A 24,653-nucleotide genomic window follows, 5' to 3' on the forward strand; every position below is an offset into this window, starting at 1 on the left:
CGTTATGAGATTCCATTCTGTGTTGCAAATCGCAGTAGCGAAAAACTTGATTTTTTTAAATCTTATGCAGAAACGAAGAACTTCACGGAAATTGTGTATGAAGTAACCCACGCAAAACATGATATATTGGAATATGACATCATTGTTAATGCAACAAGTGCTGGTCTTAGCAAGAATCTACCATTACCTAAAGAAATATTACAGTCATTATTCACGCGTTCAAATTTAGCATTTGATTTAATGTATCAACAAGGCGAATTAACAACATTTTGCAAACTAGCAAGTCAGTGTAATATCCCGTTCTTGGATGGTAAAAATATGTTAGTATATCAGGCTGCAATATCCTTTCTGTATTTTCATTGCAACGAAAATTTAGAGCATGAAGCAAGGAATCTTATACTTCAAGATATTATCACGTTGATGAATAGCGCGCTTGGCATACAATGAATTATTGTAAATTGTATTCTCCTGCTGCATATTGGTGCGCATCGCCACAGATTCTAATAAATTCAGCTATATTAGAAATTTCTATATTTACCGTATAGTTATTAGGAGAATTGCCGCGAGAATTATCTTGCCGAGTAAGAAGAATCACTGTTTGCGGAATCAGATTGGGTCGCAGGAGAAATTTTTTCTGTTTTTTATTTTTTTCTTGTGCTTCATCTACAAGCATGCCCTTTGCGTATAGCCCGCAGTTTTGCGATTTGCCCGTATATATAAAGGTAAAATCAATTTTAAAATCCACGTAATTATTTAATGCACTTAAAGAAACTTTTTCCCAGCTTGAATCATTAATATTTCGTATATATTGCCTTTCAAAAAGCCATTGTTCCTCTTGTAACGAAGCCTTTGAAGAAACCGCTGTATCATAAGAATCTTTTTTCTCACAACCAACTACTACTATCCCCACAAAAATAACAAGCAAATACAAATATCTATTCATCCACATCCATTACTGTTTTGCAGAATTATACTTAACTTCCAATTGTTATAAGAAAAAATTCTCACTTTTATTGCGTTATATAAAGCAACAGCAAAACAAAATATTCGCTTGCCGCTTAACAGCCGCACAAGAGTAATCATAAACACAAATAACAAGTTTCGCTAGTGTGCCTTAAAAAGTATATTGCAATTCAGTTCTTGTTTTAAGAAATTCAATATCTCCTAGAAATGTTGCCGCAAAGAAAGAAATTTCTAAATTATTAGTAAATTTATAGTTAATTGACGGAGTAATCTCTACAAATGCAGCGTTCCAAATAAATTGTTGTGAAAGGGTGGAATGCGTAATAGTATTAGGACTCGCCGAAGAAGCTTTTAAATGTGGCATATTAGTATTGCCAAAAATATAGGCAATATCAAGTCCAATTTGTAATGGAATTTTAAACCCATATTTGGCAACCATATAGGCAACATTGATACTACTATTATTAAAGCTACCAGATCCTAACAAACCCAATCCTTCATAAGTTGCAGTAAGATTCCCATTCCAGACCTTACCCCCTGTAGATATGCCTCCTTTATAATCTACAAGAACACCATATCCATCACCAAAGCTCCCTAGATAACCTATGCTTAGAGAAGACTTGGCAATTTTAAATTGTGTTTGCAAATTATAAATACCTCTAAACTGTGCCGCACTACTTAATTCGGTATCAAATTTACTAGTAGCAGCATTGCCTTTAAAACCAAGCTCTAATCTCGCATTGCGACTAAGTGATGCTAAGCTTGTTTGTGCAAGAAAAACAAGTTGCATGCTATCGCTCAATTTCATCTTATAGCTCACATCACCATACGAAACAATATCCATAAATCCCCAAATGTTCCCTCCATAGACTTTAAATTGCCATTCCTTGAAATCGCCACCTATACCAAGCAATGTAAAATTATTGCCAATACCAATGCTCCCAGACAATTGATTTGTGCCAATGCTTGCGCCACCAACTACTTGAGGTGTTCTTCGTCTAATGTTGTAACCAACATGATCTCCACTCCAACTATCAAAAAATGATCCGTAATAGCTGAGACTCCCTGTGCTAACCTTTTGTTTCGCATTCACAACAATGCCCGTTCCCAAATCGACTTTTTTATCACTCAACGGAGATGCAATATTTATCTTGCCTACATCTATAGCTGCTTTCCACGAATCGCGAACAAACTCTTTGCTTGCATAAATCTGTCCAATATTGAATCTATCTGAAAAATTATCGTTATAAGCCGTTCCTCTGCCCCCTTGCACAGCACTGTCGGTATTTCCACCTGCATCTGGTGTGCTTGAGCCTTGAGAGAAAAAGATCCCTGCTGTGGCACTAAAGCCCTTAACTTTCCCGGTAGTTACATCGAGTTTCAATCGATACTGCTGACTTTGTGCATTTTTCCTCGCGCTATCAAATCCGTTCAAAGTAAAATATCTCGCAAAGCCAAACCCTTTAACCTTTATGCCTGTAAAAATATTTTGCAACTCAGAATCTTTTTTTACTTCTTTTGTAGCTTCATGCACGTTTTGCGGCATCGCAGAGGGCAGCTCTGAATTAGCCATAACAAGATTCTGTGTGCTCAAAAGACCTGTAACAATAGATGTGCGGTATAATATCCTTTTTACAAAAGCCAGAGATCCTGTATTTCCTGTTGTCATTTGTTCATGTATCATAATTCGTATCCTCTCTAAAAAATTGTAATATTTTAAACGGAGGCTGTAAAGATGAAAAACAAATTCTATAAAAAAATTGTAAAATGTTGAATTGGCACAGCTTAACCTCAACAAGGAATGATATGTATATTCTTATACGACTCCCCAATTGGTTGGGCGATGCAATCATGCTTACACCTACAATTGTCTTACTACGTAAAGTTTATCCTAATGTGCGCTGTATCCTAGTGGGTAATGCCCTTACTGCGAATGTCTTCTGTCTAAATGACCATATCATTAAAATCTTTATAGATGACAGTAAAAAAGCAAAAAATATTATTCAACGTCTACAAGCAATCAATGCGCTTGCGGCTAATATTAATGTTTACCTTGCACAATCACAAATCAAACTTGATTGTGCGATAACGGCGCAAAATAATTTTTTCTCCGCATTTCTACTTTCAAAAATTTCAGCGAAAATGACAGTGGGCTATGGTGATAAAAACGCTTTTGGGGTACGTAAATTTTTACTTACACACAATGTCAAATTTGCAAGTGGCAGACCTCCTGCATGTAATCATCAGGTATTAAGCTATGCAAATCTCCTACTACCCATTTTGCCGTACTCATTCTTTCAATCTATTGACTTACAGACAATTAATTACATCAGCAATCCACAAGCAAGTAGTCTGCAAAATAAACTTTTTTCACAAGTTGAGCAATTACATTTGATTGACAATGAAACTAAACAACAAAATCACAATAACGCGTCTATTGTTGCCATAAGTACTGGAGCTAGCTATGGAATCTCAAAAATGTGGTTACCAGAGTACTTCAGCGAAGTAGCAATAACGTTACTAAAAAGGGGGCACATTGTCCGACTTTATGGGGCAAAAAATGAAGAAGAGTATAATGCGCGTATAGAGCGCAGCATCCTGCATATATTGCCACAAGAGCACCATACGAGATTGCAGAATCTTACAGGCGCAACAAATATTCCTAGTCTTATTCAATCGCTGCAGCAATGCTCGCTTTATATTGGCAATGATAGCGGCTCTATGCATATTGCCAAAGCATTAAAAATCCCTAGCATTGTTTTCTTTGGTCCTATGCCACTTGCATGGTGCAGCCCATGGAGTCCTAATTTTTATCAACAGCAATTCCTTACGCAATCGCACAAACAACAGGCACATTCTGCAACCCACACAGAATCTATTGCCATTGATTCTAGTATTATTGTCAAAAAAACTTTGCCCTGCATGCCTTGCTATAAACGCGTATGTCCGCTTTCCCATCACAATTGCATGCGGCTTATTACCCCCGATGAAGTACTTAATATTGCTGAATCGCTACTGCTGCAAAAACAATAAATTTCACATTGCATAAAAATTTAAGATATAATATATTCGAAAAATTAGCAAACTTTAAGGTTATAGGAATCCCCCTTATAAAATAACAGCTCAATCGTTGAGGAATTTTGTGAAAAAATTACTTGATTGCTTTGATTACATCAAACAATATCACTCTGATATTTTGGACGTTGTTAATATCATGCTTGAGCTCTTCGTCTTTCGCAAAGAATCTTCAGAAACCATGTCTCAACTTATTACAAAAGCGCACAAAAGACATCCTATTAAAGAAGAGTTTGCAACAGCTCTGCACAACCTCATAGGTAATGAACTCTATATTCCTATTAGCAAAACGCTCAATATCCTTAAAGTATTAAAAATCCTGTATTCTAGTAATGTTGAGATTGGTGACGTCGAACATTTTTTGCATATTATTTCGCAAAAAAGGACAACCAATAAACTCTATTATTATTCCACGCCAAAAGAGGTTAATGATTTGCTTATCCTACTATTGGAATTACACGATGGAGAATGCGTCTATAATCCGTGCTATGGTATCGGAAGTATTTTTTTGTCAATTGGCAATAAGAATCCCTATATTACACTCTATGGTGAAGAATTAGACTGGAAACTCTCAAACATTGCAAAACTCATTGCTCGCTTTAGTGGCATCAAAGAATACAAATTATATGTCAATGATATTCTACGCAAGCCATTATTTAAAGAACAAGGCAAACTAACGGAATTTGACAAAGTGATTTGTAACCCGCCACTTTATATTCACATGGGCATAGAACAACTAAAAGAAGATGAAAGATTCAGTAAAACGGGCATGCTCGCGAAGAATTATCCAGAATTGGCATTTCTTACTCATGCTCTTTCTCATTTGAAGCATAGGGGCGTATTTATCGTGCGCAATCAAACATTGCAAAAAAGCTTTTTAGAAGAAAAACTAAGAGAGCGATTAGTGCAAGAGCAAATGTTAGAAGCCGTAATAGAGCTACCCAAAAACATATTCCCTCATCAATCCCACGATTTCTCAATACTCATCATCTCGCACAACAACCAAAACATACTGCATATCAATGCAAACAATCCTTATTTCTTCACAAAAGACGGCAAATACAATCAACTCACGAATATTCACGAAATAGCCAATATTTTCAAAAAGAAAAAACAAACGCAGTTTTCGAAACTTACAAGCATAGAAGAGATAAAAATTCATGATTTACGCGCAAGCTATTATCTCTCTAACGCTCAAAATCATAGAGATTCCCTCCGTTTGGGAGACATGGGGATAAATGTATTTCGCGGGCAACGCGTCTATGGGAGCAACAAAGATAGCAGCATCGAATACTATGATATTGGCATTGCAGACTTCTCACCTTGCGGTTTTAGTACTCACTTTGAAAATAAAAAAACAAGCGGAGATACGCAAAAAATTTATAAATACCGCTTACAACCCTATGATATTTTATTGTCATTGAGAGGAACCGTTCCAAAGATGACGATTCTAAGTAACACCGTTAGTAATTTCATCGCCGTAGCGAATGCTGGTATTCTGATTTTACGATTGCAAAGCAAGGGCGAAGCCATTGGATTATATTGTTATTTTTTCTCGCTGAAAGGGTTTGAATGCCTCTCTGAAATGTATAAAAAAAGCGGGGAAAACATCATTTATACTAATGAACTCTTAGAAATCAGAATCCCCTCTGATTATCTTATTGGCAGTATCGCAAAAATGCAAAAGATAGAAGAATTAAAAGCTGATTTTGAAATTTTAGAATCAAGATTAGAAAGACTTAAGCAAAGTTAATGTTTTCATTGCATTTATTGTTTTCATAGATGATTTCCTAGTATAGCTCGCTTAACCAAAATGCAAAATCAATAATGCTCTATCAAAACCAATCAAACTATTACAATAGCTTTTCTGGCATAATTTTTGCCAGTGTCTTATAGATTCTAAGCCATAGACTTGTATTGGGGGAATGATAGAATTTTTGCACACATTGCTGCATAGATTCTTGAGTGTCTTGCTCTGATTTAGCGAAATCGGATTTGGGAGAATGCGCTAGAGATAGCTCCCAATGGCAACGTTTTGTCATGCTATCACAGACTATCGCGTAAGATTCTGCCATTTGTGCTTCTGTGATTTGTTTAAGTTGCTTAGCTAATTCTTGACTTTTAAAAAATACGATACTTTCCGTATTGAGCATTGCGGAGCGATAATCAAGATTGAAACTTCCCACAGCAATAATACGATCATCAATTATCATATTTTTAGAATGTAGGCTTACTTTACTCTTTTGCGCATTATAGAATTTGGCTTTGTTCTTTAACCTTGCTTTTTGTGCCGTAAAATTTGGATATTCATACACCTTTGCCCCCATAAGGGCAATCTTGTCTCGATAATTCTCCCAGTGCGAATATACGGGGATCACATCTATTGCGGCTAATGAATTTGTTAATATTTGAATGTCTATTCCACGTTCAATAAATCTTTTCCACGAATCTAAAGCGGCCAAACCGGGAACAAGATAGGACGAAGAAATAACAATAGAGTGTTTGGCTTGATTGAGATTGTACATAAGAGCATCTAAAATAGGAGTCTTAATCATATCGTTGCCTCTATCAACTTTATCTGGTAAATCTGCCAAAAATATTCCATCGCCCCAAGAAATATGAAATTCTTTCTTGTAGTATTTGGTTTTAAACTCCTCTATGTCACGGAGATATTCCTCCCACTCGTCATTGCTAATGCGATATTTTTTTGTTGCTTGCAGACTTTGTGCCTTTTTGCTGTATTTTCTTTTAGTACGTTCGCTAGGGAAAAGATTGGCTGGGATACTACGTTTATAATTCCAAAACTGTTCAAAATTTAGTTTCGCATCTTTAGCGATATTCCCAATAAAAAGCAAATCTGTATCCGTAAAGTTCACTGAAGCATTATCGAAATACGCATCGGCTATATTTCTTCCGCCCGCGATAAGAGCCGTATCATCAAAAATAAAAAGTTTATTGTGCATACGTTTGTTAATGCGACTAAAATCAAAGAGTGCCTCAAACGCACGTAATGCTTCAAATCTAAAAAAATAAGGATTAAAGATTCTTACTTCTATATTTTTGTGAGAATCTAACTGCATAATGTCATAAAAATCTGACGAGATGCCGTTATCATCAATTAAGATTCTAATTTTAACGCCCCTATCCGCAGCCTTGTAGAGCTCATAGAGCAAAAGTCGTGAGGTAAGCTCATTCTTATAAATATACGTTTGAATATCAATGCTTCTTTGTGCCATTTGCACAAAAGCAAGCCTATGCAACAATGCGCTAGTGCCATCGGCAATAATTAAGGCTCCATCTTGATTCCCTCGTAATTCCTCTTTATAAGGTGTCGCAATGGGACTAGTAAAAGTATTGTATTGTGGCATATAATCAGAGCGCGTGCTATGATTGATTGAAGTTAAAGGAGAGCATGCGGTAAGAATAAGGATAATTAATGCGGCAAATAAAAAGGTGCTTAAGCATGTAACAAACGTGCCAAGGATCGAAGACAAATAACCAAAAGACATGCGCATCATGCTTCTAACACTGAATCATATTTGGCTATAAAGTCTTGAAGAATCGCAAGTATGATTTCTATACTTTCAATCCAAACACATTCATTAAGGGAATGCGGAGAGTTGATTGTAGGTCCAATGCTTAACGCAACAATATCTTGCAATCCCATATCCTGCAGGCAAGCAAGCAGAACACCACATTCAAGCCCTGCATGTAACTCCACAATTTTTGGCTTAATATCCAGAGCGGAAAGCTTAGACTCCATACTATGCAACAAAGAATCAATAATTTCTTGCGATTTTGTAGCAGCTAAAGAATGTGTGGCTTGTTGCCTCTCCCATGGAATATAATATTCGCTCATCTGCAACACAGAAGTATTTGGAATCTGACTGCTATACGATTGCGACAAAGTTTCGCGCAAATTCTTGAGATTAGAATCCAAAAGTGATTTTGTGTTTGCTCTACCCATAAAAGACAATTCAAGATGTCCATTTGCAAAAGAAATATGCGATAAACTCAAAGAGCTTTGAACTTGTTCGCCTTTGCTCTCTAATACGCCTATATCGAGACTTTTTATTATTTCATAAAGAATAGCAAACGTCGCGGCACGCGGTACGTCTAAAAAATCTTCATTCACAGAATGTAGCTTGTCGCTTGCCTTGTATTCCTCTAGCTCCTGCATGCTAAAGAATTTTGGACATTTTTTATTAATCGATTCTAAATCAAGCTGTTGCAGAGTCGCCAAAATTATTTTAGAATTAATGGGAATAGAATTGCGCTTTTCTCCTCCCTGCCAATTAATAACATAAAACGATTGTGTTGCTGAATCTTGTGTGTCCTGTACTTCGCATAAGAACTCCGCGCTTGCTAAAATGGCATTCTGAAATTCAGGTTTATCATTATTAATATCTAACCCACTATGCCCACCTGCAAAATTATGCGATTGCAAAATATAATAATGCCAATGTGGCGCAATTTCTTGTATCTCAAAGTCGCTTGCAAAAGAAAAATCAAATCCTCCCGCGCAGCCGGCTGTAATTTCACCCAAAACTTCGGAATCCAAATTAATAAGAATCTTAGATTCTATGGGTATTTTTAAATTCTTTGCGCCTATCATACCTATTTCTTCGTCGTTTGTAAAAAGAAATTCAGCAGTAATTCCCTTGCTCATAAAATACATCATGATAGCTACACCTATTCCATTGTCTGCGCCTAAACTTGAATCTTGCGCTTTGAGCCATGTTTGTTCTCTGCCATTTTCGCAAGTTTTATTATTAATGAGTGTAAGAGGGGAATTCTGCATTGCCGCACCAACGCACACCATATCATAATGACTCTGCAAACAAACAAACGGCTTTTCGCCCTCTGTATAAACTAACAGATTCCTTGCTTCGTCTTGTCTAACTGCATAGCCATACTTTTTTGCAAAAGATTCTATAAACGATCGCATTGCTTGTGTATTGCCGCTCCCATGTGGAATAGTGGTAAGCTGATAAAAAATAGAAAGAACTTCATTTAGCATAATATCCCCCATACCAAAAAATCACAATATTATAGCTATGTTCTATATGATTTTAGGCAAGGTTATAAGTTTACAAATTAGCTGCCTAAAAATATTGTAAAATATACATAGAGACAAGGAGCATGTATGCAAAAGGAAAAAACACAATATACCATTAATGAATCTTATCATAAGGGAAATTATTTTAATCGTGAATTAAGCTGGCTTCGATTCAATACGAGAGTCCTTAATGAGGCAAAAAACACAAAGTTGCCTCTCTTAGAGAAGTTGAAGTTCCTCGCTATTTATAGTACAAATCTTGATGAATTTTATATGATTCGTGTCGCAGGGCTACAAAGACTATTTTCTAATGGCGTTAGAGAAAGTGGAGCTGATAAGCTTACGCCTTTGGAGCAACTTACAGAGATTAGAGAATATATCAATAAGGAAAAACAAGAGATTGTAACTTTATATAACGATATAAAAAAGGCTCTAATCAAGGAAAAGCTTATCTTGCGTAACTTTGCAGAGCTGGACGCAAAAACAAAACAAGAAGTACATCAATACTTCACAAATTACCTCTACCCGATTATCGTGCCGATTGTTGTAGATTCTGTCCATCCATTTCCACATCTCAATAATCTTAGTTTCGCGATTGCTATTATGTTAAAAAATAAAGAAACCAAAGAAATTAAATATGGCATGGTAAGAATACCGCGTGTCCTCAAGCGGTTCGTACGTGTCAATAAAGACTCCTTTATTTTCACAGAAAGTATTGTAGGAGAATTTGCTGACGAGCTCTTTGAGGGCTATGAAACTCTTGCGTATATGCCATTTCGCGTTACAAGAAACGCCGATATGGAAATCGAGGAAGATGAAGCAGATGACTTTATTGTACTTATGAGCGAAGGTTTAAAATCCCGCAAGAAAGGCGAGATTGTACGATTAGAAGTAGGTATCACAGAGAGAGAAGCAGAACATAAAAAACTGCTTGAATTTGTGAATTCGCAGCTCAAGGTTCCAAAAGAAGACGTCTATGAATACCAAACGCCTCTTGGGTTTAATTCATTCTGGGAATTAATAGGATTAAAGGAATACGCCTATCTTACTTCCACGCAATATGCCGCAAAAGTCCTGCCGCCATTAGATGGTGCTGGCAATATCTTTGACTGCATTGACAAAGGAGATATATTATTGTTTCACCCCTATGAAAGCTTTGATTCGGTAATAAATTTTATCCAACAAGCAGCAAAAGACCCCGATGTACTATCAATTAGGATGACGTTGTATCGTGTAGGGAATAACTCTCCTATCGTAAAGGCTCTTATGGAAGCAACAGAAAACAAACAAGTAACGGTTCTTGTAGAGCTTAAGGCACGATTTGATGAAGAAAACAACTTGCATTGGGCAAAATCTTTAGAATCTGCTGGGGCACATGTTATCTATGGAATACCCAACCTTAAAGTGCACGCAAAAATTGCCTTAGTTATCCGCAAAAAAGACGATAAGCTCCGTGAGTATGTGCATTTAAGTACGGGGAATTATAATGCACAAAGTGCGAAAATCTACACAGATGTCAGCCTACTAAGTGCTAATACGCTTTTTGCTAAAGATGCTGTGAAGTTCTTCCATTCTCTGTCTACTGGAAGCTCCAAACATGTAAGATTAGAATCTCTCTACACCGCACCAACACAAATCAAAGAGCAACTTTTACAGCTTATCGCCAACGAATCTACGTATAAAGAGCAGGGTAAAATCATTATGAAAGCCAATGCGTGCGTGGATATAGATATTATCAACGCTCTTTACAAAGCTTCTCAAGTGGGAGTAAAAATAGACTTGATTATTCGCGGAATCTGCTGTTTAAAGCCCGGGGTAAAAAACTTAAGCGAAAATATTCATGTCTACTCTATCGTAGGGAAATACTTGGAGCATGCCAGAATCTATTACTTCAAGCACGCTAAAGAATCTATTTATTTTGCAAGCGCAGATATTATGCCAAGAAACTTAGAAAGACGTATCGAATTATTAACACCCGCCATAGAATCAAATATCGCAGAAAAACTAATGCAAATTCTTACTCTGCAGTTAAACGACACATTGCAACGTTATGAATTAAAAAGCGATGGGGAATATTATAAAGTTCCAGCAAAAGAAGGGGGATTAAATTCGCAAGACGCATGGGAACGTATGACTAATCAAATCCACAATGCCAACAAAAAAGTCAACGAGAAAATGAAAAGATTGATTACTAGAATGATGGGAGAATCATAATTTCTACCATACCCACAACACAGCCCATCCCTGCTCGTCCTACTTGTCCATTATTAAAGCATTATGAATCTCAAAAAGACTAGGGTTGCTCTTAAAATCCGCAATAGCTTCTTTATACACATCCAAGATTCTATCAATACTTCTATCGAGCGAATAGTTCGATGCCGATTCTTTATATTTACTTTTCATTGCCTGTAATTCTTGAGGATGCTCTATCCAATAATCAATCTTCGCACACAAATCCTCCACGTTATTTGTTATAAATAAACTACGTGAGTCGAGGGCAAATTGATTAGTTGCGCTCACTTTTGAATCTGCAATCACAGGAACCACGCCCACAGAGACCGCCTCTAAACATGAGATAGCTTCACTTTCTACTTGCGCGGGATGCACATAAAGATTCATACATTTAAGCTTTTTGATTAAATCATGATTATCGATGAAACCAAATTCTACTTGATTGGGCAAAAGACTATCACATAAATTGCGCAAATACTTTTCTCTAGGACCAAGCCCGTGCAAATGCAGTTTAATGTTTTTTACGTATTTACTTTGAGCAATGGCTTTGATTAAAACATCTTGTCTTTTTTCTTTAGAGAATCTACCCACTGAAATAATATGAAAAAAAGAATCATCAACATGTTGCGTTTCTGATTCTGTAATATTCAACTGAAATCCATTGCTAATTACATATTTCTTGCCTGCATATCCTGCCCTCTGTATTTCATCTTCCATAAGTTTACTTGGGCAATGAATATGATGGGTATAACGGTAAAATACCCTATAAAATCTCCTAAATAAATACGCATTAAACCATGCAAAATCCATATTCATATTGTAACTAATATGTTGCGGCTGAAGATGAAATGCACCGATATAAGGGATTCGCATTTTTCTGCATATTCGCATTCCCGCAATTTCCAACGCAAAAGGCAAATAAAAATGCGCAATATCACACCCTGTAAGGGCAGATTCTAAAACTCGTGAATCCGGATAACCAAAAATCATGTGCTGCTTATGCGAAATCTCTGTAACAAGCGGGATATATCGCTCTCTAACAAAAAATAACTTCTCTCCTTCGCTTCCCATAGCCTCATGCCGATTCTCTTGCGTGTCCGTTGCTACCACACGTACTTCATGCCCTCTCTTAATGAGTTCTCTTGCAAAACGAAAGGCTGTCATAGAAGTTCCATTACTTCTATCGTTATAGCTATCTACAATAATGGCTACAATCATTAATTATCAAATTTCAATTTAAAGATTTTTTTGTCGAATACAGCAACGTAAAATATACCGTAAAAGATTTTAATATCTAATAGAAAGCCTTCTACTTTTATTTCGCATTTTTTAGTGTCGTCTTGCAAGGCTTCGGCTTTAAAAATAACTTCGTGTCCCAATTCAATGGGTGCCAAAAACTTTACATCAGCACCAATAATAAGACTGTTTTTTTTATTGAGGGCAGTTAGGGCGGCATGGGCGGCTGAACTAAACACAAATCCACTATGAATCAGACGTGAATCTACGCACATTTCTGGAATAGGGGTAAAAACTACTTTAGAGAGATTATTTGCAAGTCCCACTAATTCACCTGAAAATTTAAAATTTAAATCCTTAGCGATACTTCTATCTTCTAGGTGATTTGTAAAAGGGGTACTTTGCACAAGATTCTCTTCTGACATCATAATCCTCCTTATAATCAATACAAACATTTTAAAATAAGATTCTAACACAAAATTAAGAACTTCACATAATCAAGAGCAGAACTCTATCCCGCAATGATACAATAGAGTTTATGTTTCATTATCGAGGAAATAATGTATTCTTTGCTTACAACCAATCCAGATCCTACAATTCCGATTGTTTCAGCTACCTATCAAGTCAAACAATCAGAGTTTATTGCCTATCTTTACACATTTTCGGATATAGCACATACAAGCAATATGGAAACAAGACAAACGCTAGATTCGATTCTAGCTAATTTGCACAACGAGCATAAGAAAGCTGCCCATTTCACATTGGCTTCACGTATGATAAATGCCAACAGACAAATTGTCGAATCTAGCAGCGATGATAAAGAGCCGAAAGGCAGTGCTGGTATGCCTATATTGTCGGTTTTACGCGGCGAACAATTAATTGATGTTTTATGTGTGTGTGTCCGCTATTTTGGTGGAATAAAGCTTGGTATTGGTGGGCTTGTGCGCGCTTATACACAAGCAAGCCTTAAGGCAATTACACAAGCCAAAGAAAACGGATTCTTAGAATCTTATAACTTCAAAGAAACCATTATCATTACGGATTCCATTACACAATACAACCGCATTGCGCATTATGCCAATATTCATCACATAAAGATCGTGCAGCGAGAATTTCTGGGGGAAACTTTTAAGCTTATTCTACAAGGACAGCCACAAAACATTCAAAATTTTCTAACCAGCATTAAAAAATACTAAAGCAAACAAGCCAACGGAGTTTTGCTATAATGTTCTTGAATTACAACCACAAGAGTAAATGATGATATTAGCAATGTATAGCATATTCGTTTTTATCTTTATTGGCTATGTTGCAAAAATACTACGTCTAGTGGGAAATAAACAAAGCGGTATTCTACTTGGATTTTTACTTAATTTCGCATTGCCCGCGCAAATCTTTAATGGCACATATCACGCAGAGATTGATATTGCTTTTTTATTTATGTGCTGCATTGCCTTGTTGTGCAACATTTGTGCAGCAATGATTCTCTTATTAATAGGCAAACTTTTTCATATCCATAAAGACAATATTATTGTGCTATGTCTAATGGGCATGCTAGGCAATACACTCTACTTGGGGTTGCCCATCATCAAAGGGGCATTAGGAGAGGACTATGCTAATCAAGTTGTGGTTTATGATCAGTTTGTAACGGGAATCCCTTTTGCATTTCTCGCGCCAATTATATTGAGTTTGGGAGGCAAAGGCACATTTTCATTACGCGCTGTCATGATTCGACTTTTTAAAAGCCCCCTCTTTTTATCTTTAATATGTGGATTTGCTTTTCGATTGATTCCATTTGAAATTCCACAAGATTTATTTGTACCCCTGCAAAGTCTCGCTCAAACTGCCACTCCTGTCGCGCTTTTTGCTATTGGCGTGCAACTTGAATTAAAAGGAATATTAGATTGGAAGCTTACGTCATTGTTGTTGACTGCAAAAATGATTCTTGCTCCATTAATCATGTTTTGTTTTGTGTATTTTGTTATAGGCGGCTTTACAAATCAATGGCGCATGGCATTGCTAGAAGTTGCAATGCCCCCTCTTGTTAGCGGAGTAGTGCTCGCAATAAAAGCAAAATTGAATGGTAGATTGGCACTTAATAGTGTGGCGTTTGGCTTGTTGATAAGCTTTATCACAATTCCTGCTTGGCTGTTTTGCATCGAAAATATATAACAAGCAAGGGGGATCTTCTTTGATTCTAATCCTACTCTTTTTGGGACTATAAGCGACTCTTGTATTTGGCTTTGTTGTGTAGAATACAGCATTATCAATAATATATCCTGTTCTAAACCTGATTCTAACGTCCAATTGTATCTTTTATGACGTCATAAACAAACGTTGTGTCATGTTTAGTTTTCATGAAGCTCTCATCGCCAACCAATGTATTATCGCCCGGGGTAATAGCAAGAATTTTCCCGGGATAATGTAAGTCTTTTCGTTGATAAAACATCTCTTGAAATTTTTTAAGGCTTACTTTGATATTGCCAAAACTTGGATCGGCTAGATAAACGAAATGCTTGTCTATGCCTTTATAGACAGTAAAATGTTCATTGTCTCTTATTTTGACGTAAATAATAACAGGGGCTTTGAGCTTCGCAAGAGATTCTAAAGTGAGTGCCAATCCTAACGCTTTCATTCCTTTTTTTTGGGCATAGTTTGCCAAATCCAGAAAAGAAAGGTTTGCTTCTTTCCGCAACTCCTCATCGTTTTCGATTTCTTCTTTTTTGCTGCTGTCAATGCCTTTTGATAAAAGGATAGAATCCAAAATTTCTTTTTCCCCTATTTCGAAATGATAATAGTAGTTAAGAATCGTTGCAAGCGAAGCACTTCCACAACTATAATCATATTTCTGTTTGATAAGATTGCCGTCTCTTATCTGTGTCCATGAAGTAATATTTTTTTGCAGCACGGTTGAATCGATATTAATAAAAACCTCTGCACAACAAAAAGAGAGGCACAAACATACAAAGGGCGCGAATTTCATGATTAGATTCTGTAAGAAAATGTAAAATTAACGGCATTGCTTACATAATTGTCCGTTTCAAGCCTTTCGATATTTGCAAAGAAAATAAGATCTTGACGTATTTCGCAAGCAACCCCAACGCTATAAGCAACAGAAGAACCTTCCCACGCAACAACATTACCGTCAATGCTATCTTTTGTCTTATACTGATACTTTATGCCGAAATTCAAAGAAACATAAGGATTCACAGCAAAATATACTGTAGGGCTAATGGAAATAATTTCTCCATTATTGCTAGACAGATTCTTAAATTTATTTTCTAAATTTATTCGAAAGCTTGCCTGTACAAGAAAAACAATAGGATCAACAGTATAAAAACTTGTGGCAAAGAATGAATATCCTTTAAAATATTGTAGTGCATCGCTACCATCGCTAAATCTCGTTACGTTCATTATATCTACACTGCTACCAACAAGCAAAGAGGGGGAATTTGCCTTCTTTTTTTGCTTCTACCAAGAAGCCAAGATTCCATGTATTGAAGTTTCCGTTGTTTGTTGTAGTAAAAGTTCTATTCGCGTTTGTGGTATTTTGTTGCCAAAAAGCACTAAGGGAGCTAAAAATTTCTGTTCTCTCATAAATACCGTATCGCGCCGACAAGGAGAAGTTTAGGTAATCTTGATTGAGATTAGTGTAATTCGTTATAGGAATGCGAATAAAGCTTCCATCTGGCATTTGATATGGAATAGAAGTTAACAGAGCATTTTTGCTTTTAAGATTAATATAAGAAATAGAGGGAAGTAGTCGCAACTGCTTCTTTTTGCTAAGAATTTCATCAATATTAACAGACCTTGCTTCTAAAGAATCTATTATCGCAACAAAGAGTAAAGTTGATAAAGTTGCTCTACTCCATGACATCATGGGTTATAACTTTCACACATTGGTTGCCACGTTATAATCTCTTATTATTTTGAATTTGTTGTGAGATCTCTATATGCTTGGTCAATAAGGATTCCAAGAAGAAGTGGCCAAAATTCGCCTTTTGTCTCTTTCATCTCTTTAGAATCTAAAATAGCTACTTTATTTGTTTCAATTCCGTTAAATAAGAAATTGGCATCAGCTTGTGAAATTGTTGCTACTTTATTGGTAGCAGTCATTGATTCAAGATTCTCATTTATTGCTTTTGCCTGCATAAAACTTAAACTTAATACTGAACTTAAAATCAGACTTGAAACTATCTTTGTCATATTATATTCCTTGTAAGTAATTTAAAATTTTATTAGGGTCACAATAAACTAGCCCTAAGTAAATTATATCATAATCTATAGTATAAGATAAAATTATATTTCATATTTATAGAAATAATGATGTAATAAATAATTAAAATACTGATACTAATATTTTAATAGTTAACTTCAAAATACACAAAGATAAACAACCTTATTCTCTCAAATAGCTATAATTGCATAACTTACCTAAGCACAACAAGAAAGGAATCATAATGAAACGATATAGCGATGAAGAAATCCTTGATATGATGCAAAATATGCCGTTAAGAGAATTAGGCAAAATGGCAAATAAAAGAAAGGCGGAACTCCACCCTAATAAAATTACTTCTTTTATCGTTGATAGAAACATCAACTATACAAATATTTGCTGGGTTGATTGTAAGTTTTGCGCATTTAAGAGACGATTGGGCGAAGATGGCGAATATATTTTAAGCTTCGAAGAAATAGATTCCAAAATCGAAGAACTATTAGCTATTGGAGGAACGCAGATTCTCTTTCAGGGAGGCGTGCATCCAAAACTAAAAATTGATTATTATGAGAATCTTGTTTCACATATTGCAAACAAGTACCCCACGATAACTATTCACGGTTTCTCTGCAATAGAAATAAACTTTATTGCGAAAATTTCTAAACTAAGCATTAAAGAAGTTTTAGTGCGACTACAAAAAGCAGGGCTTGCTTCTATTCCGGGTGCTGGCGCAGAGATTCTTAGCGATTCTGTGCGGGATTTAATTGCCCCTAAAAAGCTCTCTAGCGATGAATGGATTGAAGTGCACGCCCAGGCGCACAAAATCAGTATGAAAAGCACAGCAACAATGATGTTTGGCAGCCTCGAAAACAATCTTGATATAGTCGAACATTGGAGGAGAATACGAGACTTGCAAGATGAGACAGGAGGATTTCGAGCTTTTATATTATGGAGCTTTCAACCAAATAATACGCCACTCAAGGAACAATATCCACATATACAGAAAGCTAGCTCTAACCGCTATTTACGACTTTTAGCCTGTTCTAGGCTCTATTTGGATAATATCAAAAATATTCAAAGTAGTTGGGTTACACAAGGAAGCCACATCGGACAATTAGCACTTCTCTTTGGCGCAAATGATTTGGGCAGCACAATGATGGAAGAAAATGTCGTTTCATCTGCGGGCGCATGTAATTCCATGAATCAAGATGAAATGATAACTTTGATAAAAGACATAAATGAAATCCCAGCAAAAAGAAATACGGCTTATGAAATATTAGAAACATTTGCGTGAAATTTATTTAAAAAGTGAAATAGTTTCGTTCGATAAATGATAACAAGAATAGGCTTCAAGCCAATTTTTATTATTATTGCGATTCGAGTAGACTTCATTGTTAGAGCATTTTGCAATGCGCTTGAACTAAAAGAGAATATTTATTAAAATTTTAGAGATTCTATCGGAAGGGTGCGAGCAAAAGCTTCCTAGCCCACTCCAACGACACATAAATCAAACAGACATTGCAATGAGCCGATAAAAAGGAAGAATTTCTTAAAACACAAAATCTACATTCAAATAAACTTGTGCTGAAGTTTTTGTATATAATGAGCCGTTGAGCGCAACACCGCCAAAGGTAAAGTTGTTGCTTTGGTCATGATATTTAGAAAAAGGAATCTTTGTCCCTAATTCTAACCTTATTTTAGAAAGACTCCACGACATACCTAGATTGGCATAAATTTGACCTGGGTTTGAAGGATCTGATGCTTTAATAAAATCTCCAAAAGCATAGTTATATCCTGCACCAAGAAAAAGACCAAATACCCCGCCAAAATTATGTAGATAGTCAAGACCTCCGCCTGCCGTCATGTGATAATAATTCTCGTCGTCTCCAACTGTAAATCGCCCCGCTGTAAAATCAGCATAGATTCGAAACGCATTTCTTTCATTCAATGCGGCTATGTAACCCAATCTTGCACCATAAATAAGATCGAATGAGGTTTTTGTGCTAAAGCCAGAGCTTGTTTGAGTACCGCCTGGAATATTGGTTGTAATCGTTGTTTCCGAATGGGTGGTATTAAACCCATTGCCCAAAAATGCACCAACAAAAAATCCACCTTGTTGTTCAGCATGAGCAGAAGCCATACCTAAAACCGATGCTAAACCTAAAGATAAAACGCTCTTTTTCATAATATATCCTTGTTAAAATTTTATTTATTTAATTCAAACAAAAACAAGTTAATAACTACTATGAAAATACAAAATCAAAGACGACTATTAATTATTAGATAAGAAAAGTTACACACAAGATTGTGATAATCCCCTCTTACATGCAAGAGGGAGACATTCACTAAAAATTAGAGGGAATCTAAATTCAAATGAAGACTATTGTAATAATCTTAGAACATTTTGCTGGACGGCGTTTGCTTGAGCCATTGCAAAGCTACCAGATTGTGCCAAGATATTATGCTTGGAGAATGTTGCAGATTCTTGAGCAAAGTCCACGTCTCTAATTTGACTTTCAGCCGCTTTTACATTAACTTGAGTAATAGAAATGTTGTTGATTGTTGCAACTAATTGCATTTGAACAGAACCCATATCCGCACGAATTTTATCAAGTTGCTTAATAGCAGATTCTGCCATATCCATAACAACCATTGCCCCTCGTAAAGAAGTAACTCCTGCACCAATTCCATCGATATTCTGTACCGCCTGTGCAGCATTGGCATTCGCGCCAGACGCACTTGCAATATTTTTATCCATGTTACCTCGCACAGAACGTAGATTCACTGTGTATTGTGCGATTCCCTGTGCAGAATGCAATCCTATATTACTAAAATTCACCCCGCTAATAATAATATCTCTTGCATCGGTTCTAACAAGACTTAAGCGTCCAACAATGGCATGCTTATCGCCATCAATACCATTAAAGCTTCCGCCACCAAACACACGTCCTGTTTTGCCCTCTGTATGCACAGAAATTGCTCGACCATCCAAACTTCTAAGGTTTAATTTACCTTCAATATCGACGTATGCTTCGACTCCTGTACGTTCTTTGATTGAATTAAAAGCATTAATCAAACGACCATCGGAATCATTCTTGCGAACGTCATTGATTGTCCCGATTGTTGTCCCGTTTACTACTAAGCCGTGTACAGTGCCAGACTGAATAGGAACTGCCCCTGTCCCTAAAACGGTCGCATAAGCGCGTACGCCAAGACTATCAGAAAACTTATTGATTGTGTCAGCTAATACTCCTATCCCTGTACCTGCACTTGTGGAAATAACGGCTGTTTCTAATTTATAATCCTTTTTCCCGTCAACTTGGCGAAACTTCAAGGCAATCTCTTGTAGATTCTTAGAGCCAGCACTTGCAAGCATACCAACACCTGTTACAGAAGAGCTTTCTAATCGAACATGCCCTATTTTATCTGAACTTGTTGGACCGATAGAGGCTTTCACTGTGGTATTAGAGTAAGCTCCGATTTGAAATTCTTTGTTTGAAAACGCGCCAGATAACATTTGTTGCCCGTTATAGCTTGTAGTGTTGGCAATGTTATCAAGTTCCTCTAAAAGTCTTACAATGTCATTTTGCAGTGCTCTTCTTGATTCGGTAGTTTGTCCATCTTGTGCTGCCTGAATCGCTTTCACTTTCACAGTGTCAAGAATCTTTAGTTGCTCATCCATTGCCTTATCTGCAATTTGAATCATACCAATTGCATCATTGGCATTGCCAATTGCCTGACCCAACGAGCTAGCCTGACTGCGCAAGCTATCCGCAATCGACATACCAGAAGCGTCATCCGCCGCCTTATTGATTCTTAACCCAGAACTTAACTTTTCTAACGAACTAGCTATGAATCTATTATTTTGCACACCAATGGTATGTGCGTTGAGTGCCGCGATATTTGTATTTATCCTAAAACTCATCTTTGCATCCTTTGCGAAAAATTTGAATACAAAGCCCTTTAAGCAAAGTTTGTTCCTAAACAATGGGAACATAAACGCAACGAATTTGATAAGCTTTATCTATTGAGAGCAGAAAGTATTTTTCAACTTAATTTCAAGACTTTGCATTTGGAATCTGTCAATAAATTTGTTAATATTGCTAAGTATTTTATTAAAGATTGGCTTACAAGGATAAAAATGAAATTACCGAGTTTTTTACTAAAGATTTTATGGCTTTGTGGCTTCATATTCCTTTTGAATTTCTCTTACGCAGACGATAAAACGCTTACAATTACCACAGAAATACAAAATACTCCCAATATTCAGGTAGTAAGTAGCGATGATTCTGAAAATACTATGAAGATTTATAAAATGCTTATTCAAGACCTTAAGACACTAGGACACTTTAATGTATATTATGATGACACGCTTACGACCAATATTTTGAAATATGATCAAGCTATTCAGGATTACAAAGCAGAAAATATACATTTTATTGCGCAAATATCCCACAGAAAAGAAGGCAAAAAACTTATTGGAATCTTAACTTTGCGAGATTTGGTTGCAAATAGAGAAGAGGTTACCGAATATGCCCAAGAGGAGCTAGAAGCATATCCTTTCATCGCCCATACTATGGCAGCTTATCTAAGTCGTTATATCAAGGCAGAAAATGCAGATTGGATCAATAGATATGTAATTTTCTCAAAGTATGTAGATTCTGCAAAAAGCGAAATTGCTTTGGCAGATTATACTTTCACTTACCAAAAAACCATCATTGCCGACGGACTAAACGTCTTTCCTAAGTGGGCGAACAGCAATCAAAGAGAGTTTTATTACACGTCTATTGGCCATGAAGCAACTATCTATAAATACGATCTTTATAGCGGCAAGATACAGCGGATTCTTTCTTCACAAGGTATGGCAATCGTTTCTGATGTTTCACGAGATGGCTCTCAATTGCTTATGAGCCTTTCTCCTATTGGATTGAGCGATATATTTCTTTATGATGTAAAAACAAAAGCAGTTACACAACTTACTACTTATTCTGGTATTGACGTAAACGCGAACTTTATCAATGATGATACTGCCTTTGCATTTGTATCTGATAGACTCGGGTATCCTAATATTTTTATCCAAGAACTCTCTCCTGAAGGCAATGTCTCTCAAGCTGTTTTTCGCGGTAGAAACAACAGCATGCTTGCAACATTTGGGAACTATATCGTTTTCTCTAGTCGAGAAAATTCAGAAAAAACATCAACTGGTGTAAATGGGTTTAATATTTATTTGGTATCTTCACAAAGCGATTATATACGCAAGCTTAGCAAGACAGGGATAAATCGAATCCCAAGATTCTCTTATGATGGAGATTCTATTTTGTTTTTGAAGCAATCTAATGGCGAAAGTGCCATCGGCATTATTAGATTATCGCTTAATAAAAGTTTTCTTTTTCCGCTAAAAAACGTAAAGATTCAGGCATTTGATTGGTAAAATTTATATTTTTTTGATAGAATAGAGATTTCATTTAAAATGCGAGGAGATTCTTGTGAAATATGTAGTGCTGTCAGGAGTTTTACTAACATTATTTTTTACCATTGGCTGCGGTTCAAAGACTGTTGATTCAACTGGAAGGGGGGAGAAACAAACTACCCAGAAAGAATCGGCAGAAAATCCTACTCAAGAACCAGAAAAAATTGCACAAAATGACGGGGGTTTTATGCCTGTGCCTGGTCCAAATGGGGGAAATTTAGGCAATGAGGCAAATGGTGCGGATTATAGAGCAGATTCGAACTCAAATAATTTCTCAAATAGAGATACTAGCGAGAATCAAAATAGCAAATATGTCGACAACAATAATAACGTCGAAGGAGAGGACTCGGTTGACGGCGACTATAGTGCGACAATCCCGGCCGACTCTTTATATACTATTTACTTTGATTTTGATAGATACAACATTAGAAACGACATGAAGCCATACATTAAAGCTGATGCGGAATATATCAAGCAGCAAGACATTAAAGCCGTTGTTTTGCAGGGCAATACCGATGAATTTGGTACAGACGAATACAATTTTGCATTAGGACAAAAGAGAGCGGTATCAGTGCGGGATGCGCTAGTCTTACAAGGTTTACCTAGAAATATGTTTTCAACCGTATCATTTGGGGCAAGCAAACCCGTATGTAAAGAAAAAAGCCCAGAATGCCACGCAAAAAATAGGCGTACTGACATAGTTGAAAAATAACAAGCAATTATAAGGTTTGATATACCAAATAAAGATTCTATAAATTCTGTAATCCCCCAACAGCATCATTTAGAAATCTTTTAATCAGCAGTGAGCATAAAATGATAAGACTATTATCAATGTCTCTCGTTAAGTCTTCATGACAGCTAATTACAAACAAAATACCAAGGTTTTATGAATGAATATTATAAGGTATTGGATTTTCTTCATATTCTCTATCATTGTAATACCAAACCTTTATGCAGAGCCTTCGGCTTTCGAGCTACAAAGCGGTGCCACAAAAAAAGACATGAGAGACCTCAAAGATCTTGCGGACTTCACTCGCTCTGTCATTTCGGATTTCCATACTAAAATTGCGAATCTCGAACAGGCAATAGAAGGATTAAAGACTGTGTACGAGGGGGTTAGTCTCACTTCAAGGCAAGATAGCCTCTTACTCAAAACCCAAATTGACAAAATAGCCAACATGCAAGATACCTTAGAATCTCTATTGCTATCCCAAAAATCAAAATCAAAACTTACAGAGAAACTAGAGCTCCAAGTGGCTACAAATACTCAAAATATTGCACAAATTAACCAAAAGATTGACAAACTATCTGAAGCTTTCCTACAAGCAAATGAAGAAATACTTAAGCAAATCGAGGTTTTAAGCCAACAGGCACTAGCATTGCAAACTAGCATTCAAGCAATACAAAATCAGCCCGCTGTTAATCCCCCAACACACGACAGCACTCCAACCCCTGAACAAAAACACAACTTTTCAGATAACAATAGCGACAATCTTAAGGAAGCAAAAAAATTACTAAAAACAAAGAATCTTGACGATGCTAAAGCTTACTTTGAATATCTCATTAGCAAAAATTACGCAGTAGCGGAATCTAATTATTATTTAGGTGAAATCTATTATGCGCATAAACAATATAATGACGCTCTGCCTTATTATAAAACCAGCGTAAGTTTAGATAGCAAGGCAACTTATATGCCAATTCTATTATGGCATACCGCTTGGTCATTTAAGTATCTCAACGATACAGAAAATTACAAAAAATTTTTACAAACTTTGGTTACCTTGTTTCCAGAAAGCGAACAAGGACGTAAAGCCAAAGATATACTTAGCAAATAGGAGAAAATTATGATAGAGCACAATAAAGTCGTATCGATTAATTACGAGGTTGTAGATATATTGACAAAGCAAACTGTTGATAGCAACAAAAATAGCAAGCCTCTAGAATTTGTCGTAGGGCATTCTCAAGTAATCGAAGGGCTAGAAAAACAAATTATAGGTGCAAAGATTGGCGATTCGTTAAATTTTGACGTTGAGCCAGAATATGGTTATGGCATTCGTAATCCAGAATTATTGCAAGAAGTTGACAGAGAACAATTTAGCAATATTGAGTTAGAAAGAGGCATGACACTTTTTGGTCAAGCCGAGAATGGTATGCCTGTACAAGTTATCGTAGCAGACTTTAATGACAATACCGTACTTATCGATTATAATCACCCTTTGGCAGGTAAAACATTGAATTTCAAAGTGGACGTCTTAGATGTAAGAGATGCTACTCCAGATGAACTCATTGCGGGCATGGGAGGAGGTTGTGGATGTTCTAGCACAGCACACGGACAAAATTCTGGAGGCTGTTGTGGCGGAGGTGGAGGTTGCGGCTGCCATTAACATAAAAATAATTTTACAAAC

Annotated in this window: 22 protein-coding genes and 1 pseudogene; 11 read left to right on the forward strand and 12 right to left on the reverse strand. The window is 36.4% G+C overall.

The features are described from left to right. Positions 1-447 (forward strand): annotated as a pseudogene (locus tag CQA66_RS09290) (hypothetical protein); the annotation flags it as partial. A gap of 1 nt (position 448) precedes the next feature. Here CQA66_RS09290 and CQA66_RS05475 read toward each other — a convergent pair. Next, the gene (locus tag CQA66_RS05475; protein WP_104762862.1) at positions 449-943 is read right to left on the reverse strand and encodes a hypothetical protein; all 495 of its coding nucleotides are present in this window, start codon (positions 941-943) and stop codon (positions 449-451) included. 171 nt (positions 944-1,114) lie between these two features. Beyond that, positions 1,115-2,647, reverse strand: coding sequence for a hypothetical protein (locus CQA66_RS05480; RefSeq protein ID WP_104762863.1), 1,533 nt, complete (start codon positions 2,645-2,647; stop codon positions 1,115-1,117). A gap of 122 nt (positions 2,648-2,769) precedes the next feature. Between CQA66_RS05480 and CQA66_RS05485 the strand changes: the two genes are divergently transcribed. Then, entirely contained in the window at positions 2,770-3,996 is a 1,227-nt protein-coding gene (locus tag CQA66_RS05485; RefSeq protein ID WP_158657006.1) for a glycosyltransferase family 9 protein, read from the forward strand. Between the two features lie 109 nt (positions 3,997-4,105). Next, positions 4,106-5,791, forward strand: coding sequence for an N-6 DNA methylase (locus CQA66_RS05490; protein ID WP_104762865.1), 1,686 nt, complete (start codon positions 4,106-4,108; stop codon positions 5,789-5,791). Between the two features lie 100 nt (positions 5,792-5,891). Here the strand turns inward: CQA66_RS05490 and CQA66_RS05495 are convergent, their stop codons facing one another. Together CQA66_RS05495 and CQA66_RS05500 are read right to left on the reverse strand one after the other, a co-directional pair. Then, positions 5,892-7,547 carry a phospholipase D family protein gene (locus CQA66_RS05495; RefSeq protein WP_104762922.1) on the reverse strand — a complete coding sequence of 552 codons (1,656 nt, stop codon included), beginning with the start codon at positions 7,545-7,547 and terminating at the stop codon, positions 5,892-5,894. A gap of 5 nt (positions 7,548-7,552) precedes the next feature. Then, positions 7,553-9,058 carry a zinc-binding metallopeptidase family protein gene (locus CQA66_RS05500; RefSeq protein ID WP_233707714.1) on the reverse strand — a complete coding sequence of 502 codons (1,506 nt, stop codon included), beginning with the start codon at positions 9,056-9,058 and terminating at the stop codon, positions 7,553-7,555. Positions 9,059-9,184: 126 nt separating this feature from the next. Between CQA66_RS05500 and CQA66_RS05505 the strand changes: the two genes are divergently transcribed. Next, positions 9,185-11,311: an RNA degradosome polyphosphate kinase gene (locus CQA66_RS05505; protein ID WP_104762867.1), complete on the forward strand. Its 2,127-nt coding sequence runs from the start codon at positions 9,185-9,187 to the stop codon at positions 11,309-11,311. 39 nt (positions 11,312-11,350) lie between these two features. Here the strand turns inward: CQA66_RS05505 and CQA66_RS05510 are convergent, their stop codons facing one another. Then, entirely contained in the window at positions 11,351-12,547 is a 1,197-nt protein-coding gene (locus CQA66_RS05510; protein WP_104762868.1) for a glycosyltransferase, read from the reverse strand. Next, entirely contained in the window at positions 12,547-12,990 is a 444-nt protein-coding gene (locus CQA66_RS05515; protein ID WP_104762923.1) for a thioesterase, read from the reverse strand. The genes CQA66_RS05510 and CQA66_RS05515 overlap by 1 nt, the downstream gene beginning before the upstream one ends. A 135-nt stretch (positions 12,991-13,125) precedes the next feature. Between CQA66_RS05515 and CQA66_RS05520 the strand changes: the two genes are divergently transcribed. Both CQA66_RS05520 and CQA66_RS05525 read left to right on the forward strand, forming a co-directional pair. Further along, complete coding sequence (locus tag CQA66_RS05520; protein WP_104762869.1) at positions 13,126-13,761, forward strand: YigZ family protein; 636 nt, start codon at positions 13,126-13,128, stop codon at positions 13,759-13,761. A 73-nt stretch (positions 13,762-13,834) separates the two neighbouring features. Continuing rightward, a complete protein-coding gene (locus tag CQA66_RS05525; RefSeq protein ID WP_244910956.1) occupies positions 13,835-14,734 on the forward strand; it encodes an AEC family transporter in 900 nt (299 codons plus the stop codon). Positions 14,735-14,858: 124 nt separating this feature from the next. On the opposite strand, the gene CQA66_RS05530 is transcribed toward CQA66_RS05525, so the two are convergent. From CQA66_RS05530 to CQA66_RS05540, 4 genes are read right to left on the reverse strand one after another with little or no spacing between them, the layout of a single operon-like run. Further along, entirely contained in the window at positions 14,859-15,545 is a 687-nt protein-coding gene (locus CQA66_RS05530) for a C39 family peptidase (RefSeq protein WP_104762871.1), read from the reverse strand. A gap of 2 nt (positions 15,546-15,547) precedes the next feature. Beyond that, positions 15,548-15,976 carry a hypothetical protein gene (locus tag CQA66_RS09495; protein ID WP_233707715.1) on the reverse strand — a complete coding sequence of 143 codons (429 nt, stop codon included), beginning with the start codon at positions 15,974-15,976 and terminating at the stop codon, positions 15,548-15,550. Positions 15,977-15,989: 13 nt separating this feature from the next. Then, positions 15,990-16,442: a hypothetical protein gene (locus tag CQA66_RS09500; protein ID WP_233707716.1), complete on the reverse strand. Its 453-nt coding sequence runs from the start codon at positions 16,440-16,442 to the stop codon at positions 15,990-15,992. Between the two features lie 44 nt (positions 16,443-16,486). Then, entirely contained in the window at positions 16,487-16,768 is a 282-nt protein-coding gene (locus CQA66_RS05540) for a hypothetical protein (protein ID WP_104762872.1), read from the reverse strand. A 254-nt stretch (positions 16,769-17,022) separates the two neighbouring features. Here CQA66_RS05540 and CQA66_RS05545 point away from each other — a divergent pair, with 254 nt between their 5' ends. Then, positions 17,023-18,072, forward strand: coding sequence for a dehypoxanthine futalosine cyclase (locus tag CQA66_RS05545; RefSeq protein ID WP_104762873.1), 1,050 nt, complete (start codon positions 17,023-17,025; stop codon positions 18,070-18,072). 255 nt (positions 18,073-18,327) lie between these two features. On the opposite strand, the gene CQA66_RS05550 is transcribed toward CQA66_RS05545, so the two are convergent. Then, positions 18,328-18,963 (reverse strand): hypothetical protein, encoded by a 636-nt coding sequence (locus CQA66_RS05550; protein ID WP_104762874.1) that lies wholly within the window; start codon positions 18,961-18,963, stop codon positions 18,328-18,330. Positions 18,964-19,158: 195 nt separating this feature from the next. Next, positions 19,159-20,703: a flagellin B gene (locus tag CQA66_RS05555; RefSeq protein ID WP_104762875.1), complete on the reverse strand. Its 1,545-nt coding sequence runs from the start codon at positions 20,701-20,703 to the stop codon at positions 19,159-19,161. Between the two features lie 216 nt (positions 20,704-20,919). On the opposite strand from CQA66_RS05555, the gene tolB reads away from it, so the two are divergent. The 4 genes from tolB to CQA66_RS05575 all read left to right on the forward strand — a co-directional run bounded on the left by tolB (position 20,920) and on the right by CQA66_RS05575 (position 24,632). Continuing rightward, a complete protein-coding gene (tolB, locus tag CQA66_RS05560; RefSeq protein ID WP_104762876.1) occupies positions 20,920-22,209 on the forward strand; it encodes a Tol-Pal system protein TolB in 1,290 nt (429 codons plus the stop codon). A 55-nt stretch (positions 22,210-22,264) separates the two neighbouring features. Then, positions 22,265-22,960: an OmpA family protein gene (locus CQA66_RS05565; protein WP_233707717.1), complete on the forward strand. Its 696-nt coding sequence runs from the start codon at positions 22,265-22,267 to the stop codon at positions 22,958-22,960. A 178-nt stretch (positions 22,961-23,138) separates the two neighbouring features. After that, positions 23,139-24,083: a tetratricopeptide repeat protein gene (locus CQA66_RS05570; protein ID WP_104762877.1), complete on the forward strand. Its 945-nt coding sequence runs from the start codon at positions 23,139-23,141 to the stop codon at positions 24,081-24,083. 9 nt (positions 24,084-24,092) lie between these two features. Next, on the forward strand, positions 24,093-24,632 hold the full coding sequence (locus CQA66_RS05575) for an FKBP-type peptidyl-prolyl cis-trans isomerase (RefSeq protein WP_104762878.1): 540 nt from the start codon (positions 24,093-24,095) through the stop codon (positions 24,630-24,632). Positions 24,633-24,653 lie beyond the last annotated feature (21 nt).

This window comes from Helicobacter aurati (assembly GCF_003364265.1).
In the GTDB taxonomy this organism is placed as follows: Bacteria; Campylobacterota; Campylobacteria; order Campylobacterales; family Helicobacteraceae; genus Helicobacter_A; species Helicobacter_A aurati.